The organism is Rosistilla carotiformis, from assembly GCF_007753095.1.
GTDB lineage: Bacteria > Planctomycetota > Planctomycetia > Pirellulales > Pirellulaceae > Rosistilla > Rosistilla carotiformis.
The window spans coordinates 935,307-952,470 of sequence record NZ_CP036348.1; the positions used below are offsets into that span (position 1 = coordinate 935,307).

The 17,164-nt window shown below is 56.1% G+C and carries 12 protein-coding genes; 6 read left to right on the plus strand and 6 right to left on the minus strand.

Translation table 11 applies throughout. From position 1 onward, the window contains the following. Positions 1 to 360: 360 nt before the first annotated feature. The 3 genes from Poly24_RS03405 to Poly24_RS03415 form a co-directional block, all read right to left on the minus strand. Positions 361 to 1,329 (minus strand): DUF1559 domain-containing protein, encoded by a 969-nt coding sequence (locus tag Poly24_RS03405; protein WP_145090456.1) that lies wholly within the window; start codon positions 1,327 to 1,329, stop codon positions 361 to 363. A 485-nt stretch (positions 1,330 to 1,814) separates the two neighbouring features. Continuing rightward, on the minus strand, positions 1,815 to 2,540 hold the full coding sequence (locus Poly24_RS03410) for a FadR/GntR family transcriptional regulator (protein WP_145090460.1): 726 nt from the start codon (positions 2,538 to 2,540) through the stop codon (positions 1,815 to 1,817). Positions 2,541 to 3,102: 562 nt separating this feature from the next. Beyond that, complete coding sequence (locus Poly24_RS03415) at positions 3,103 to 4,233, minus strand: EAL domain-containing protein (RefSeq protein WP_145090465.1); 1,131 nt, start codon at positions 4,231 to 4,233, stop codon at positions 3,103 to 3,105. Between the two features lie 215 nt (positions 4,234 to 4,448). Here Poly24_RS03415 and Poly24_RS03420 point away from each other — a divergent pair, with 215 nt between their 5' ends. From Poly24_RS03420 to Poly24_RS03430, 3 genes are all read left to right on the plus strand, one after another. Then, positions 4,449 to 5,771, plus strand: coding sequence for an ATP-binding protein (locus tag Poly24_RS03420; protein ID WP_231753450.1), 1,323 nt, complete (start codon positions 4,449 to 4,451; stop codon positions 5,769 to 5,771). Between the two features lie 12 nt (positions 5,772 to 5,783). Continuing rightward, a complete protein-coding gene (locus Poly24_RS03425) occupies positions 5,784 to 8,993 on the plus strand; it encodes a protein kinase domain-containing protein (RefSeq protein ID WP_145090471.1) in 3,210 nt (1,069 codons plus the stop codon). Between the two features lie 478 nt (positions 8,994 to 9,471). After that, entirely contained in the window at positions 9,472 to 10,692 is a 1,221-nt protein-coding gene (locus Poly24_RS03430) for a hypothetical protein (protein ID WP_145090473.1), read from the plus strand. A gap of 29 nt (positions 10,693 to 10,721) precedes the next feature. On the opposite strand, the gene Poly24_RS03435 is transcribed toward Poly24_RS03430, so the two are convergent. From Poly24_RS03435 to serC, 3 genes are all read right to left on the minus strand, one after another. After that, positions 10,722 to 11,330: an RNA polymerase sigma factor gene (locus Poly24_RS03435; protein ID WP_145090476.1), complete on the minus strand. Its 609-nt coding sequence runs from the start codon at positions 11,328 to 11,330 to the stop codon at positions 10,722 to 10,724. Between the two features lie 216 nt (positions 11,331 to 11,546). Next, positions 11,547 to 13,175, minus strand: coding sequence for a phosphoglycerate dehydrogenase (serA, locus tag Poly24_RS03440; protein ID WP_145090479.1), 1,629 nt, complete (start codon positions 13,173 to 13,175; stop codon positions 11,547 to 11,549). A gap of 168 nt (positions 13,176 to 13,343) precedes the next feature. Beyond that, positions 13,344 to 14,456, minus strand: a complete 1,113-nt coding sequence (serC, locus tag Poly24_RS03445; RefSeq protein ID WP_145090482.1) for a 3-phosphoserine/phosphohydroxythreonine transaminase — start codon at positions 14,454 to 14,456, stop codon at positions 13,344 to 13,346. Between the two features lie 304 nt (positions 14,457 to 14,760). Between serC and Poly24_RS03450 the strand changes: the two genes are divergently transcribed. From Poly24_RS03450 to Poly24_RS03460, 3 genes are all read left to right on the plus strand, one after another. Then, positions 14,761 to 15,489 carry a hypothetical protein gene (locus Poly24_RS03450; protein WP_145090485.1) on the plus strand — a complete coding sequence of 243 codons (729 nt, stop codon included), beginning with the start codon at positions 14,761 to 14,763 and terminating at the stop codon, positions 15,487 to 15,489. A gap of 202 nt (positions 15,490 to 15,691) precedes the next feature. Then, on the plus strand, positions 15,692 to 16,003 hold the full coding sequence (rplU, locus tag Poly24_RS03455; RefSeq protein ID WP_145090488.1) for a 50S ribosomal protein L21: 312 nt from the start codon (positions 15,692 to 15,694) through the stop codon (positions 16,001 to 16,003). Positions 16,004 to 16,118: 115 nt separating this feature from the next. Continuing rightward, on the plus strand, positions 16,119 to 17,162 hold the full coding sequence (locus tag Poly24_RS03460; protein WP_145090491.1) for a serine/threonine protein kinase: 1,044 nt from the start codon (positions 16,119 to 16,121) through the stop codon (positions 17,160 to 17,162). Positions 17,163 to 17,164 lie beyond the last annotated feature (2 nt).

The following is a 17,164-nucleotide window of genomic DNA, read 5'->3' on the forward strand; positions in this document are numbered from 1 at the left end:
CCACGTCTCCCTGGCCCTAGCTGCGCATCGAGAAGGTCGGCGATTGCGTGAAAAAATACTGCTGATCGAAAATTCTTCATACCATTCGAGATGACCTTTTTGCCGCCTCATCAAAAGTTGTCAATTGAAAGGTACCACCATCGTCGGTTGTCCCCGATGCGGGACGCCCGGCGGTTGGCGAAAAAGTGATGGTTGCATCTGCAACCGGAGCCCCTTGGTAAGTCACTGTCCCGCTGATCGGATAGGTCTCAGGAACGGAACTTCCAGAGCAGCCCAGTCCAAACGAAACGCAGGTGAGGCCTAAGACGAATTTAAACATATGAATCCCCTTGAAATTGAAATTGCGAATTTCTCAACGTCCTAGATTGGTCCAACCGGCTGTCCGTCGCGCCGATCGCCGAGTCGTTGATAGGTGACCATATCGATAGTTTCGGAGAGAAATTGAATCGAGCCGTCGCACAAGACAAACATCGCCCCCCCAGGATGTATCGACTTGAATCCTTGCGACGCACCCCATTGTCCGGTGTGTTGATTGCACCCCGTTCCGCTTCCAGGTTCGCCTTCACAAGTGTTGAAATTAATGGTGATTCCCGTTCCCGTGTAGAGAGCGTTTTCTGCCATCCAGCCGTCGCGAGTATGCATTGCGCAATTGGGCCGAATCTCGCCAATTGCAATCGTGCTGGAGGTCCCATCGGTGATGTCTCGCAACCGCGCCGACCATGCCCAGTGCCCAAACACACCTGAAATTCGACTCGCATTCAAAGTGTCAGCACGAATATCAGGGCCGGTCCCAAAGTAGTTATTGTGTGTACCGCAAGGACTATTGGCCTGACTGCCCATGCTGCCTGAGTAGTTCGATAACGCACGATTCTGCCCGTTGGAATCGGCAGTGTGTGTGGCCCCGCCCATCCAGTGTCCTTGATGGTTGTCGCTGGGACAAATGAACCCTTCGACAATCACGGAATGAACAAATTCACCACTCGGTGTCACACTGTGCAGCACGGTGTCGCCCGTGAAATCGCAACTATCGTAAAGGGCTTGTTGTTCAATAAACGGCAGCAGTTTGACAAGGAAGCTGCCTTTATGTGAAACGTGATCCTGTCCCCAGGTTCCTGATGCAACGATGCAATTTGTTGGGAAAACTTTAAATGTGTCGTGATAGTTGTGAACGGCTAAACCAAGCTGCTTCAGATTGTTGCTGCACGACATTCTGCGTGCCGCTTCGCGCGCCGCCTGGACAGCCGGCAAGAGCAAGCCGACGAGAATTCCAATGATCGCTATCACAACCAATAGCTCAACCAACGTGAAACCCAATTTCCGACGTTTCATCAGGAGACCTCTTTGTGAAATTAGGCTGCTGAAAATGCATGAAATTGTTCTGAACCCGGACAAAAGATCGATGGATACTTCCCACCGAATGGCCCCGAACCACTTAACGCAATCACGTTAAGTGCACTTGAACCGCCTTGCAGCCCTTGCAGCGGGAAGACGTCAGACATTCTACACCGCCCCTGGTGGCGGTCAAGCGAGCTCAACTCGGAGTGCCAGTGTTTTTACGTCCTGGCAACTCCTCCGTTGATATCGATGCCTGGTTTTGAGGTTTCGCGTTCCAGCGATTCCCATCGCGCCCAAAGTATTTTGAGCGTTTAGAAGTCTATATCCCGATAGGTTCGGGGAGATCAAGTGACGAACCTGGATGATTGTTTGTCGGTTCGATCGTCATCGATGAGCTGCTAATAGTTCGCCCCGTGATCTCTTTATGTTGTGGAAGGGCGGCACGCTCAATCGATGTGCGATTAGCAGTTTTCAAGCATTTAGCTTGCACTGGAAGCATGTGGGGCTTCATCGACCATCGCTGTCAAACGTTGAAGGACAATTTCCATGTGTTGTCGCATCGCCAATTCGGCGGCATCGGGATCTCGAGCTTCGATTGCGTCGACGATCTCGATATGCAACTTGTGTCCCAATGCGTTGTCGGCAGGGGAAGGTGTCGTTTGTGCCATCTGTGTTAACACAAACTCATAGATCACTTCCATGATGTTCTGCATCAACACATTGTCGGCCGCTTGGAGGAGTCGACGATGGAAGCGGAAGTCCAATTCGAGCGACTTTTCGCATGGAAGATCGACGTTGACCAATCGCTCCAGGATGGCTCGAAGCTCTGCGACGTCCTCCGCCGTGCCACGTTGAGCGGCTTGACGGACGGCCTGGACCTCAATCGCCGTTCGCAGTTCGGTGTAGGAGAGCAGTTCGCGGGGCGAGATCGTGACGGCCGACCGCAACATCCGCACGCAACTGGTCAACGAATCGGTCTCGGCGACAAAAGTGCCGTTGCCACGTTGGATCTCGACTAGCCCCAGCCCTCGCAGACGAGCCAGCGCTTCGCGGAGCACCGGTCGGCTAACTTCTAGTTGTTTGATCAGCTCCATCTCACCGGGCAACCGATCGCCCGACGTGAGCCCTTTGGACTCGATTTCATGTCGGATCCGCTCGACCACTTCATCGACGGAAGAACGCCGCGGCACGGGTGTCAATTGCACGATCGATTCCTTATTTGAGACAAGTGATTAGCGCTCGATCGGCGAGTTGCCGGTCGGGACCTTTGAGGCGTGAAGCCTAACGCTTCGCGGCTGGAAGGGGGAAATCCCTCCCGCCAAGTCGACGATTATACGCCCTACATGTCTGACATAATAGGCAGTAAAGCGGAGGCAGTAAACATGCGGCACCCACCTTTTGGTGTTTTGTTTTCCGCTTCCTATCGACGGGGGAGAGAGGAAGAGGTGCTATCGTCCATCGGTCGGAACGAAACCGAGGGGCTAGAAACCATGGATTCATGCAAATCCGTGTATTCGCCGCCGTCTGATGGCACCGTTGGAGGGCAACGGCACAACGCCGATGCCGGGTGGATCCGACGCATCGGAGCGTGAATCACGCTCGAACCGGGCGATCGGGGGCGGGCGGAGAACTCGTGCGCGCGTGAGGTCGCCCGGAGGCGAAAGAAAGATCACCACGGGATCGCATGGGCAATCGCGTGGCGCACCAATGTCGTTCTTGCGCTTGTGCTGCAAGCGACTTGTTCATCGGACGCTGGAGGACTGCGTCTCAGCTACGATCGGTTGCCGATTCGATGGGGACGGGGCGCCCGAAGTAATAGCCCTGGGCGAGATCGAAGCCGATCTGCTGGCAGAACTCAGCTTCGGCTTTACTTTCAATTCCTTCGGCAAGCGCCTGGATGTCGAGGTCGCGGACCATTTTGACCAGGGCTTCCAGCATCCGTTGACGCTCGGGACTGGCGGTATCGATGCCACGGATCAAGGACATGTCAAATTTCACGAATTCGGGACGGGCCTGAACCAATTCGCTAAGTCGTGCTTGCCCGGATCCGAAGTCGTCGTATGCCAATCCGATTCCAAGCGACTGCAGTTTGGACTGTAGTTGGCTGAGCAATTCTGGGTTGGTGACTGCCGATTCGTGAATTTCCAGTACCAGTCGCGTGCTGCCCGCCATGTCGCGGAGCAGTTCCAGCGAGGCCTCGAGCCCTTCATTGGCGAGTTCGGCGGGATGGGTATTTACAAACAGGACCGGACATTGGGGAAGGCTGCGACCGACGCGGACCCCTTCCCAACGCAACATCTGGCTGAGATCGACTTCGAGATTCAATTGCGACGCCGCTTCGAACATCGCGCCGACCGATTCCAATCCAAAGACGCGGCCACGGCCCAAAATTTCAAACCCCAGCATCTCGTTGTCGCTCATTCGCACGATCGGTTGGAAATGTGGAACGACCAAGCGTTCGCTCATCAACCGATCGAATTGAACCAGTGCCAATGCTTGATCGCAGACGTTTTGTGGGATCGTACCCGACATTGATGCGCCAATGCTTTGGCGGCGGATTCGGAAGAGCGCTTCGGCAAAGTGAACGAGGTCCTCTTCGCCCAGTCGTACCGGTTGTGTGACCCGTTGTCCGTTTACGAAGGTGCCGTTGGTGCTGCCCAGGTCTTGCAGCCACAGTTGTCCCTCTTCGGTCCATAGGCTGGCATGGGCGCTACTAACGGTGTTGTATCCCAGAGTCAGGTTCACGTTGGGCTTGCGGCCGACGACGAACGGTTCTTCTTCGACAGGGATAAAACGCGACACATCCCCGGGCCGAGTCGGGCCGCTAAGGAACCATACATCACTGCCAATTTCTGTTGACAGTGGGTTGGTAGCGATCATGTTCGGAGCGATTGTCATAATCAGTGCAATCCGCAAGAGGACGGTTTGTCCATTTTGGTACCTGTTGTGTTCTGAGATCTTTCGAAGTTTAGGACGTAAAACGAGGGGTTGGATCAAGCAAAACATCTTTTTCAGGAGTTTATCCGTTCTCGCTTCCCTGGTTGATCTAGCGAGCTAGATTTCAGCGGAACGTCCGCAAACCAATATCGCTTGACCCTCGCTAGGTGAACTTAGTGACCGTACTAAATCAGACGCACAGCATCGATTCAGCGTTGTTGTCTGGCCTATTAGGTGGCGATACCTTTTGGCCGACCGAACCACGCAATCTGCACGAAACGGGACTTTCGGAGTCGTATATCGATGCGTTGATTCTAAAAATATTTCTGGGCACCGGAACGCTCAGTGGTCGGGCGATGGCCGAACGGACCGGACTTCCGTTTTGCGTGATCGAACCGTTGCTGGAGGCCCAGCGGACACGGCAGTTGATTACGCACGTTCGCCCTGCTGCCTTTAATGACTACTACTATTCATTATCCGAAAACGGCCAAAAGCGGGCGCAGACGCACATGAGTCATTGTGCCTACACCGGGCCGGCTCCCGTTCCATTGAGCGACTATGTGTTGAGTGTCGAAGCGCAAGCCGCGGGCATGGACCCGATTGGATATGACGACTTGCGCGCCGCGCTTGCTGGGATCTCTCACAACAACGAATTGTTAGACCAGTTGGGGCCGGCGATCAACAGTAACAGTGGAATGTTCTTGTTTGGTCCGCCGGGGAATGGGAAGACCACAATCGCCCGCTGTCTAACGCAATGCCTTGGCCAAGAAATTTGGATCCCGCATGCGTTTTTAGATGATGGCAATCTGATCAAGATCCAAGACGATGCTTTCCATCGTCCGATGCCGATTCCCCAAACCGGCGACGGGATTATCAAGGCTCAGCAATGGGATCACCGTTGGGTCCGGATTCAACGGCCGACGGTTATCGTCGGTGGCGAATTGGTGATGGATAACCTCGAGGTGCGGCACGACCCCCGCTCGAACACTTGCGAAGCACCTCTGCAACTGAAAAGCAACTGTGGCTGTCTATTGATCGACGACTTTGGTCGGCAGCGGATCCAGCCCGAAGAACTGTTGAATCGTTGGATCATTCCGCTGGAAAACCGGATCGATTTTCTGACGCTGCCATCGGGCAAGAAGATTGAGATACCGTTTGAGCAGTTGATCATTTTTTCGACCAACTTGAATCCCGACCAATTGGTCGACGAAGCGTTCCTGCGACGCGTCCCCTACAAGATCATGGTCAACGATCCGGATCCTAAAGAGTTTACGCGGATCTTCAACCACAACGTCGAGAAGATGGGCTTTCCGCCAGTCAAAGGGGCTGCCGAGCATCTTCTGCGATTCTACGAACAGAGCGGTCGGTCGCTGCGTCGCTGTCAGCCACGCGACATCCTGACCCAAGTGAACAACTTTTGTAAGTACAAGAAGATCCCACCTCAATTGAGACCCGACTTCTTGGACCAAGCATGTAAGAGCTACTTCAGCGAACTATAGAGTGTGGGCAAAATGACGATTTCAGCATTAAAAATAGAATCCGGTACGGAAACCATCGCTGGCTACAAGGTCTTGCGCAAACTAGGGGCCGGTGGTTACGGCGAAGTCTGGAGCGCTGAAGCGCCCGGCGGGATGGAAAAAGCGATCAAGTTCGTCTTCGGTTCGCATGACAGCGAACGAGGGGCGCGCGAATTGCGCTCGTTGAACCGCATCAAAGGGGTCAATCATCCGTTCCTTTTGTCGTTGGAACGTTTTGAAATTGTCAACGGTCAATTGATCATCATCACCGAATTGGCAAGTGGCAGTTTGGAGGATATCTACAACAAGCATCGCGAGCGCGGATCGTGCGGCATTCCAAAGTCGGATCTGTTGAATTTCCTACACGACGCCGCCGATGGTCTCGACTACCTGCACGACGAATTTCAGCTGCAGCACTTGGACGTCAAGCCGGGAAACCTGTTGATCGTTGGAGGGCACGTCAAGGTTGGCGACTTTGGTCTGCTGAAAGATCTTGGCGATGTTGAATGTTCGATGGTGGGTGGTCTGACGCCAATCTACGCGGCTCCTGAGGTGTTCGATGGTCGGCCGCATCACAACAGCGATCAGTACTCATTGGCGGTCATGTACCAGGAGTTGTTGACCGGGCACCGGCCATTCGCGGGACGCACGATCGCGCAATTGGCGACCCAGCACGTTCATAGCGCCCCGAACCTGGAATCGCTGCCCCCGGCGGATCGTCCCGTGATTGCACGCGCATTAGAAAAGGATCCTAATCGACGGTTTGCGAGCTGCCGCGAATTGGTCAGCCGTCTGCGGCAATCCAATGAACGGCCGATTGCCATTCCCACCCAAGCGAACCCCGTCGATGGGACGACGCAGCAGTTTGGCGGTCTCGGCGGAGGACCCGCAGGCAGCAATCGTCCGGCCGTCGACAACCTGCCCCGCCTCGATTCTCAAGAACTGGCGAACCTTGGAACCAGCCAAGCCCTGGTGATTGGTCTCGGTGGCGTGGGGCGCAGTGTGATGGAGCAGTTGTGCCTCAAGCAAACCAACACCAATAGTGCCGATTTCGATCTGCAGGGTTTGCTGATCGATACCGATGATGCCGAAATGTATCGGTTCCGCGAATTCGAAATTGCCAACAACTTGATTTGCAATGTGCAGCGGGCCTGCTTTCCGTTGAAGAGCCCTCACGACTACCGTGATTCGCACGGCGATCGTTTCACTTCGATCAGCCGCCGTTGGATCTACAACGTTCCCAAGACACGCCGCACCGAAGGGTTGCGTCCGTTGGGACGGTTGGCTTTGATCGATCATGCGAGTCATTTGAAACGCATGCTGACCCAGTCGATATCGGAATTGATCGTCGATCCCACGGGGACGTTGAAGCCACGTATCTATGTCGTTGGATCGCTGCTGGGCGGAACGGCTAGCGGGATGTTTCTGGACGTCACCTTTATGATTCGGAATCTGTTGGACGAACACAACTTTGCCGATGTCGAAGTGCGGCCGTTGATGTTGGCATCGGTTCCCGAAAACGTTGAAAACGCAGATCCCCTGTCGGTCGCATCGACGCATGCGGCGCTCAGCGAAATGCACTACTTCTTGCAACCTAACAAAGGATACCCCGAGGACCGCGCCAATACCTTGGCATCGGTGCCCGCAGCAAGGACCCCGTTGCCCGCAGCTTACGTCGCGGCGCCTACGAAGGATCAGGATGGCGTCCAATTGATCTCAGACTACCTTTGGAATGACGCGTTTGTCGCACCGGCCCTGATGGATCAGGCACGGAAGCGACCGGAAGTTGATAACGCGAATCGCACCCAATCGACGATCCGCAGCTTCGGGACCGCACCGCTACAGGTCCGCCCAACGATCGATATCGAAAGCTTGAAGAAGCGTTCGATCGATCAAGTGATTCGTGGTTGGATGGGGGATCCCAAGACGCAGCACGCCAACCTGCCTCACGATGTGATCACGATGCTCAATCAGATTGGCGTTTCACCCACGCTCTGGGCGGCACAACAAATCGAAGACGTCTTGCACCAAAAGCCGGAAGCTTGGTGCCGCGAACTGGAGCAAACGCTTGCGACGGAACTGCAGTCGCGGCGCGATCCCAAGGCGCCCATTGCCAAAGACGCGGTGCTCTGGGCGCGTGCGAAAGCACAGCCTCTACTCGCCCAGGCGGCGGAGGTCGAGGAGCTGAACAACGACCTGCCTCCCTTGGGGCAAGGAGCGATTCCCGCGCTGATGCGGTTGATTCGCGGCAAACTGCGTGACCAAAAGCTTGATCTGTTTCAGTCGGTCGGATTGTTGCGGGCGATCACAAAACAATGCTTCGCGTACGCTCAAGAGAACGAACGCGAGATCACCTGTCTGAAAGAACGCGCCAACGACGCGTTGCATCACTTAATGAGCGACCTAACGTCGACGCGGATCAATCAAATCGATCTGTCGAAGCTGTCCGGTGCCATGATCGATCTGATGCGGGCCGATTTGCAAAAACCCAACGGCATCGTTTTTGAAGAAATCGGCGACCGGGTGAAACGACTCGAACAAGAACTGTTGGCACACGCCAATGAACTCGCCGACCTGCACCAATTATTGCTGGGGCTCGATTTGCCCAGCGGTGCGTCTTCAAATTTGACCGAACGGAAGATCCAGCCGATCATCGCGACGGCGCTGCACGATCAGTTCGCCGATAAGCTGTTGTTCCGTTGTCTGAACTCATCCTCCCCCACTGGGCCCGCCAAGATCGGTGAGATGCTCGACAGGATGTTGGCTGCCGCCACGGCCACCGCCAACGAAATGTTGAACGATACCAGTGGAGCGGGAGTGGTTTCCGCCGAAGAATTGCAAAGCCAAATCACCGCGGCGCTCAAACAAGCGTATCCCAAGCTGCTGCGGTTTGGTGGACGCCAACGCGTGCTGTTGGTCGGTGACGACAAGCGACAGCTCGATTCGCTCAGGCCGGCGATTGAAGCGGCCGTTGGAGGCGAGATCACGACCGTCGTCGCTCCCAATGCCAAGACGATGATCCTGCACGAAGCCTCCGATATCCCCGTCGATTCCATTCTGGGGAATTTGGTGGGAACGCTGGGGGCCGATCTGACGATCGCCGGCCGGCTGATGAGCCGCTGCGATATTCAGTGGAGCGAACCAACCGAAAGCAATTCGACCGCCAAGTCGATGACGTTTGGCAGCTCCAACGACGCCTATTGAAAGCTTGCCATTGAGACATCCGCGAAGTTCGCCGGCAGGTTCCGTCGACGCTACCGGTACGCAACGGCTGCAGCTACGCTTAGGCATCCATAGATTGCTAGCAATCTATCTCTCGGCTTGAGAATGCTATCGCGCTACTGTGGAAAACAACGCTGGGTGCAGAGTACGCCAGCGCGACTGGAGCCTAGGCGCATTGGCGATGGATGCTAGCGTGGCTTAGGGCCGATGTTCCAGCGGCATCGCCGCCAGTAAACCCTTCAGAAACCGATGGTTTTCGCCATCGCGCGAGCACGTTCGCTCTACCCTCATCTTCGATCAACCACTACGATTGCGCACGCTGCGTTGCGAACATGGAGCCGAGATCTTGGACGGTTTCATGGTCGGAGTCAATCAACCGATCGGTGCAAGGATGCACGAGAGAACTCGTCGAATGATATGTCAAATGGTGTTTGTGGTCGCGTGCGCGCTGCCCACACTGATGACGATATCAACCGTCTTGGTTCGCAGCACGCCGTGGTTCGATAACTGGCGTCGCGACCGTCTGGAGACAGAGCTTTGCGATCGTTTTGGGCTGCGATTTGAAATTGGCGTTCTGAAGGTGTTGGCTCCCGGCGCGATGCAACTGGAGCGGGTGCATGTTACCGATCCAGAAACGGGAGCCGATGTCGGCAGCATTCGCGTGGTGCAGTTCACGACCCGCGATGGAAGGCTCGCGTTGCGGTTGGCGCAACCCGAAGTTCGGGCGGCCCAATTGCCTCACGCCTGGAATCTGCTGCACGATCGATTCTTGTGCCACCCCGAACTGACGACCCATCCGGTCCGGATCGCGGCGGACGATCTAAGCATCTCGAGCACCAGCGGCGGAGTGACGCTGACCGATCTTCAGGCTTATGTGCAGCCGCACGACTTTGCCAACGAAACGATCATGCAGTTCAAAATTGCCGGTCGCGAGATGCCTTCCCCAGCCACGATTTCGATCACTCGCGATCGCAGTCGTCGGTATCCCGAGACGGCTTGGAAGCTGCACACCGGAGGGACGTCGCTCCCCTATTCACTGCTCTCGGACTACTTCCCTCAGCTGCCTAAACTGGGGAATGGATGTGAATTTAATGGTCCGATCGGTTGTCGATTGAATCGCGAAGGATGGAACGTCGACCTGGGCGGTTCTTCGATCACGGGAATCGAAGTCAGTCGGGTGTTCGACAATCTGGCTCATAAGCTGACGGGAACCGCGGACGTTTGGTTGGGGCAATGCCGGATCGAGCGGGGACTGTTGACGGGCATCGCCGGCGGCGTGACGATTCGCAATGGCCAGCTTGGAGACTCGCTGCTGCAATCGGCCCAGCAGCTTTTGGGCGTGCAATCTTTGGTCGGCAGCCATCGCCCGGCGCACCCGTTTGATTTGATGCAATTCCGATTTGCGATGGACGATGCGGGGTGGCAGTTTGTCGGTGCCTGCGACACGAATCCCGCGGGCATCTTGGCGGTGCATGCCAGTCGCCCGATCGCCTTGCTGCGCACCCCGCAGCCGTTGGCGATCAGCGCCCCGAAGCAATTGGTGGCCCCTGAGTATTCGCAGCCGTTGTTTGCGGGCGAGGCCAACAATTTGGTGTTGGATCTGTTGCCTTCACCTGCGCCGCCGGCACGGCAATCCAGTCCGCCTTTGGTGCCTCGCGTGACGATGCGAACGCAAGACTAGCGCGGCGGTTTCATCGGGCAGGCTCGGTCTTACGATGTGGCGGGCACGCCAAACCGAGACGCGAGCATCGGTTTCACTTTTTGATCGAAGAAGCGGCGGACCGTTCGCTCGGAGCACTGCATCTGCGTGGCGATCTCATCGATCGTGGCTCCCGCCAGTCGCAGTTCAAACATTGTTTGCTGCGCCGAGTCAAAGGAATCCATCAGCAGGCCAATCTCTTCGCTGAGTGCGACTTCATCTTCAGGGGTCGGTTCGCTGGCGACCGCGTCGACCGAAAACGTGCAGCTGGAATCTCCAAGTTGCAATTGAATGCTGCATTCTCGATTTACCGAACGTTTGGCTGCCTTGTTCCGCTCCAGTTGGCGATGCAGTTTATTCATCGTGATCGCGGCCAGCAGTCGCCAGAGATCGCCGCTGTTTTGCAGCACAAAGCGATCGTCCTGGACGCCTGAAAAGAAGCTGCGGTAAGCCGATTGCACCACATCTTCGGCTTCGATGCGGCGGGCAAATTGCGGTGAGATGCGTTTTCGAACCAATCCCAAGAGTCGCACGACATAATGGTCAAACAGCTCGAACTGGGCCTCGCTTTCGCCTTCGCGAACGCGGGCAAACAGATCGATCGAATCGTGTTCGTCCATCACCTAGCTCCTGTGAGCGGAAAACCATTGTCACCTCTAATATAACCTCGCTGGCTGGCAACGAAACATTGCAAGCTCGAGAAGTTTTGAGGAAAGTTGGTTTCGGCCGCCGCGTCCAGCCGACGCGGCCTCACGCCTTCCGGAAGCGTCGTGCGGTGCGTCCGGCAACCGTGCGTCGGGCGACCGTCCGTACGATTCCGTTCCGTGGTGTTAGAACTAGTTTTGCAACCATGCGGGCAATTGATCCGCTGGAGGCAGTTCGATCACGCATACATGGTCGATCGCTTCGATCGCCTGCACCTCGTCCAGTGCCGCTTGCGACGGAACTCCGTCGAGATTCAACACGCCCACGGCACGTCCGCCTGGCTTGCCGCCAGCGCGGCCCACTGCCATCTGTCCGATGTTGACGTTGTGCTGACCAAACACGGTTCCCACGCGACCGATGATTCCTGGAACGTCGGCATGGGTGAAAATTAACAGTTTGCCGTCGAGGTAGCTTTCCAAGCGATGGTCGTCCAGCATCACCAAGCGTGGCATGTTGTGCCCCAGCAAGGCACCCGATGCCTTAACGGTTCGGTCGGCACCCGAAACTTCCACGGTCATCGACGACGTGAACGATCCCATCTCATGGTGTTGTTGAGCGACCAGATCGATTCCGCGATCTCGCAACAGGACCTCGGCGTTGATCACGTTAACCTCTTCTTCCAACGCGTTCTCCAACAAACCGGCGCAGAACGCGCTGGTCAGCAGTTGGGTGCTCTTCGAAGCGATTTCGCCGCGGTAGTTCAAGCTGACCGAGGAGATTCCGCTGCCGTGCCATTGGGCCAACAGCACGCCCAAGCGATGCGCGACGTTCAGGAAGCCCTTCATGTCGGCGAGCGTTTTGGGGTCCAAGGCGGCGACGTTCACCGCGTGACGGATTTCACCTGTCTTCAGGAAATTGATTAACAAGTGAATACCTTCGACAGCGACCTGGGTTTGTGCTTCTTCGGTGCTGGCACCCAAGTGCGGTGTGCAGATCACGTTGGGGCGGCCAAACAGTGGGCTGTCGATGCAAGGTTCGTTGGGGAAAACATCCAGCGCCACGCCGCCGATCTTTCCGCTTTCCAAGCCTTCAAGCAACGCTTCTTCGTCATAGATGCCACCGCGAGCGGCATTGATCAAGCGAACGCCGGGCTTCAGTTTGTCGAGGTTCGCCTTGCTGACCAGGTTGGTCGTTTCGGGGGTCAGTGGCGTGTGGACCGTCAGGTAATCGATTTGCGGCAACAGGTCGTCGACGGTCGCCGCGTATTCGATTCCTAGTTTCATCGCCTGCTCTTCGGTCAAAAACGGATCGTAACCGACGACCCGCATTTCGAAGGCTTTGGCGCGCGAAGCGACTTCGCGGCCAATCCGTCCCATTCCGACGATGCCCAAGGTTTTGCCCGCCAATTGACTGCCCATGTACAGCTTGCGGTCCCAGCGGCCTTCGACCAGGCTTTGGTTCGCTGCGGCAATGTTCCGCGACAGCGACATCATCAGAGCAAACGCATGTTCGGCGGTGCTGACGGTGTTTCCCGTCGGCGTGTTCATCACAACGATCCCTTGCCGCGTGGCTGCCGGTTTGTCGATGTTGTCGGTTCCCACCCCGGCTCGTACGATCGCCTTCAATCGCGTGTTACCGGCAACCGATTCGGGCGTGATCTTCACGCCGCTGCGGAGAATGGCGCCATCGTATTCGGACAGGGCTTGGCGGAGTTCTTCACCTTTGAGACCGGTGCGGACGTCGTATTCGACGCCTGGTTCGGCATCCAAAATATCCAGGCCTTCTTGGGCGATACTGTCGAGAACGATGATTCGGTGCATGATTTAAGTCGGTTCTGATGGGAGTCTGCGATGGAGGAAATTAGCAATCGTAAGGGCCAGCGGGGGAATGCCCTAACGCAAACGATTTCGCGAGCCGCAGGGATCCGCTGTCACCAGTCGATCTCTGCAGCGTCGTTGGCGGTAGCCCGTGAATTCACGGGGCCAGCACTAACCGTTTTGAGCAACAAAATCTTTCATGAAATCGGCCAAGGCTGCAACACCTTCGCGAGGCATCGCGTTGTAGATGCTGGCACGGATGCCGCCGACGCTGCGATGACCCTTCAGGCTGCCGAGATTGTGTTTCGCCGCCTGGGTCAAAAACGCGGACTGCAATTCGTCGCTAGGCAATTTGTAGGTGACGTTCATCAATGAACGACATCCGGGGGCTGCGTGTCCGATGTAAAATTCGGGGTATTGATCGATCAGGTCGTACAGGAGTGCTGCCTTCTCGCGATTGACGTCCTGCATGGCTTGCAGGCCTCCGATGTCGTCGCGCAACCAGTTCAATACCTTGCCCAGAACGTAGATCGCAAACGTGGGCGGGGTGTTCCATTCCGAATCGTTGTCGGCATGGTTCTTGTAGTTCAGGTAGCCAGGGAGTTCGGCTTGCGACCGTTCCAACAAGTCCTTGCGGATCACGGTCACGGTCACCCCTGCAGGGCCGGCATTTTTCTGAGCACACGCGTACAGGATGCCGTACTTTTCGATATCGACGGGGCGACACAGGAAATCGCTCGACGAATCGCAGATCAACGGCACGCCTTGTGGTGCGGTAGGTTCGGTTTGGAACTGAACCCCTTGGATCGTTTCGTTGCTGCAGTAATACAGGTAGGCCGCCGACGGATCGACCGAGTAGTCGGCGTCGCTGGGGATGTTGTTGTAATTGTCGGCTTTGCCGTCCCAGATAACTTCCGTTGGGCCTTCTTTCACCGCCTCGGCGACGGCCGATTTGCCCCAGCTGCCGGTGACGAGATACTGGGCCTTGCCGCTTTGGCCACGCAAAAGATTCGCTGCGATCATCGAAAACTGCAGCCGCGCTCCCCCTTGTAGGAAGAGCACCGCGTAGTCATCCGAAACGTTCAACAGCGAACGGATGCCGTTTTCGGCGGCGTGCAAAATGTCGAGGAAAGTCTTGTCACGATGCGACATTTCCATGATCGAACAGCCCGATCCAGGCAAGCACAGCAGTTCGTCTTGCACTTGTTGCAATACCGACAGCGGCATCGTTGCTGGACCTGGGGAGAAATTATAGATTCGCTCCTGGACAGCCTGGGCAGTCATCGTGATCTTCCTTTTCTAGATTTCTTGAAGTGCCTGGTTGCACACCAAGCTAGGCGGGAATTTTACGCCCCTGAGAGCTTCTGCGGAAGGTTGCTAAACCGCTCCCAAGGAAAGGTTGCGACGGATATTTTCGGAAAGCCGTTCAAACCGGCCGCGTTCGGCCAGCCGGAGCGATGCTCAAGCGATTTGTGGGGCGATTCGAACCCAATCCGGTTCGTCTCCGTAGTGCCTCAATGTCTCACAGCTCCCGCCAGCTGGTGGCGCGTTTGATCGACCACCGAATACAAGTAAGAGTCGCTTGATCATGGATTCCGGTTCGCCCAAAGTTGTTTTTTCATCGGTTGAGATGGATCCGGACCAACTGCAAAGCCATCCATTGCGGGTTTCGGGGATCGTCTCGTTGCTGTTGGGACTGATCAGTGCCGTTGCTTTGGCTGGGCCCTATATGTGGGTTGTGCCGATTCTAGCGATTGCCGCCGCACTGATTGCCTTGCGTCCGTCGAAGCTACCGTATGCGGGGAAGACGCTCGCGATGGCGGGGCTTGGGCTGGGGCTGTTTTTCGGCAGCTGGGCCGTCGCGTCGCACAACGCTGCCGATCAGTTGCATTTGCAGACGGCCAAGGGCTTTGCGGTCGATTGGTTGAATTGCTTTCAAACCGGCCAAGCCGAATTCTGCTTCGAAATGATGCTACCGGAGAGGGACCGTCACTACAAACACGTCGATCTGGCAAAATACTATGCCAATCAGCCGGCACCCGGGGGAGAACAGGACCTGCCGACCAGTGGACCCGTCTTCAGCGATTTTATCGCACAACCGCTCGTTAAGTCGCTGTTAAATGCCGACAAGAAACCCCAGTGGGAGTTTGTTCGTATCGACAGCACGATGAGAACAACGGGACTTCGCCGTTGGACACTGCAATTTGAAGACGCGGCGGGGGTGATTGCCGAGCCGGTTTTGGTCAGGCTGGTCGCCAAAGAAACCCACGATGGCCAGATCCATTGGGAAATCAAGGACATCGCGAGACCGGAATAAAGCCAAGCGAGCGTGCCAAGCCGCAGGAAAAGAACAGAAATTCTGGTCATCCGCGGCCCTGTGCTCTGTTTTAGCCCTTCAATAAAGACGACCCAGCGTCTATAGTCATCCAATCTCACGCAGCTAAACGTGCCCAATCCCCCGGCACGACAACGCACATTTAATCAGACACTAACGAATACGACACAGGAATCAATCTACGATGTATGCAATTTTCGTGGATGGTGGCAAGCAATATCGTGCTGAGCCCGGCCAAGAAATCGATATCGATTACCGCGACGTCGAAAAAGGGGAAAGCCTTGATTTCCCCAAGGTTTTGGCGATCGGTTCGGACGATGGTTTCAAGCTTGGTTCGCCAACGGTCAGCGGTGCCACCGTCAAGGTTTCCGTTTTGGGACCGAAGCAGGGCGAGAAGGTTTACGTTGAAAAGTTCCGTCGCCGTCAAAGCTTCAAGCGCCGTACCGGCCATCGCCAGCTTTACACCCGCGTGCGTATTGAATCGATCGAAGTCTAGCGCGTCGTTTCCGCAAGGCGAAGCATCGTGATCTTCCGATGTGCGGTTCCGCGTCCCTCTCGATCATCGGGCGGCAGTTCCGATGGTCCGTTGCCTAGCGTGAAACGAGCCACCGATGAAACAGATTCGGCTGGAAGACCTCCAGCTTGGAACGACGATCGGTGTTGGCACTGTCGGCACGATATGTGACGCGACCGATCCCCGCGACGGTGCCCGATACGCCGTTAAAATCTTACACCCCGCGGTTTCGCGGGATCCGTTGATTCGCGCTCGCTTCGAACGCGAGATGGCGATCCTGCAGCGGATGTCGCACCGCAACATCATCGAATATTACGGTGGTGGCGAGCACGACGGGCAACTGTATTACGTGATGGAGCTTGTCGACGGTGGGTCGGTCAAGGAGCTGTTTCACGGCGGCCAATGCCTCTCGTGGCAAGAAGTGGTTTCGCTGACGATTCAGATCTGTTCGGCGCTTCAGTACGCCCACAATCACGGTGTCATCCATCGTGACATCAAGCCCGCAAATATTTTTCTGACCAGCGATGGGACGGTGAAGTTAGGCGATTTTGGCATCGCCCGCGACCTCCATAACAGCGACCTCACGGAAGCGGGGATGACGGTCGGGACCCATGCCTACATGGCTCCGGAGCAAATTACCGGAGATGCATCGATCACCGGCAAAGTCGATCTGTATGCGTTGGGCTGCTGCCTGTATGAGATGCTGACGGGAGAGAAGGCGTTCAGCGGCGACAACTTCATGCAGTTGTTCGAAGCCCATTTGCATGGCACGCCCCCTCGAGTCCGCGACCGCATTCCCGGTTGTCCCTCAGCGTTTGACGAGATCATCGCACAACTGCTGGAAAAAGATCCAGAGAAGCGTCCCTTCAACGCACGCCACGTGCAGGGTGTGATGCTGCAAATCGCCACCGAGCACAATGTTGAAGAATCGATTCTTGCCAACGCCAAAACGGAATCGGGACATCGCCCTGACGTTGGCGCCGAAACTGCGATCGGGATTGGTCAAAACCGTTTGCGCGATCGCATCCGTCGTGGCGGCCAAGGGCTCGAGCGCCCCGAGGCATCCTGGACGGTGATGTTGGCCATTGTCTTGTTCGTGTCAGCGGTGTTGGGGTTGTTGCTGATCTTTCAGAAAGATTAGTC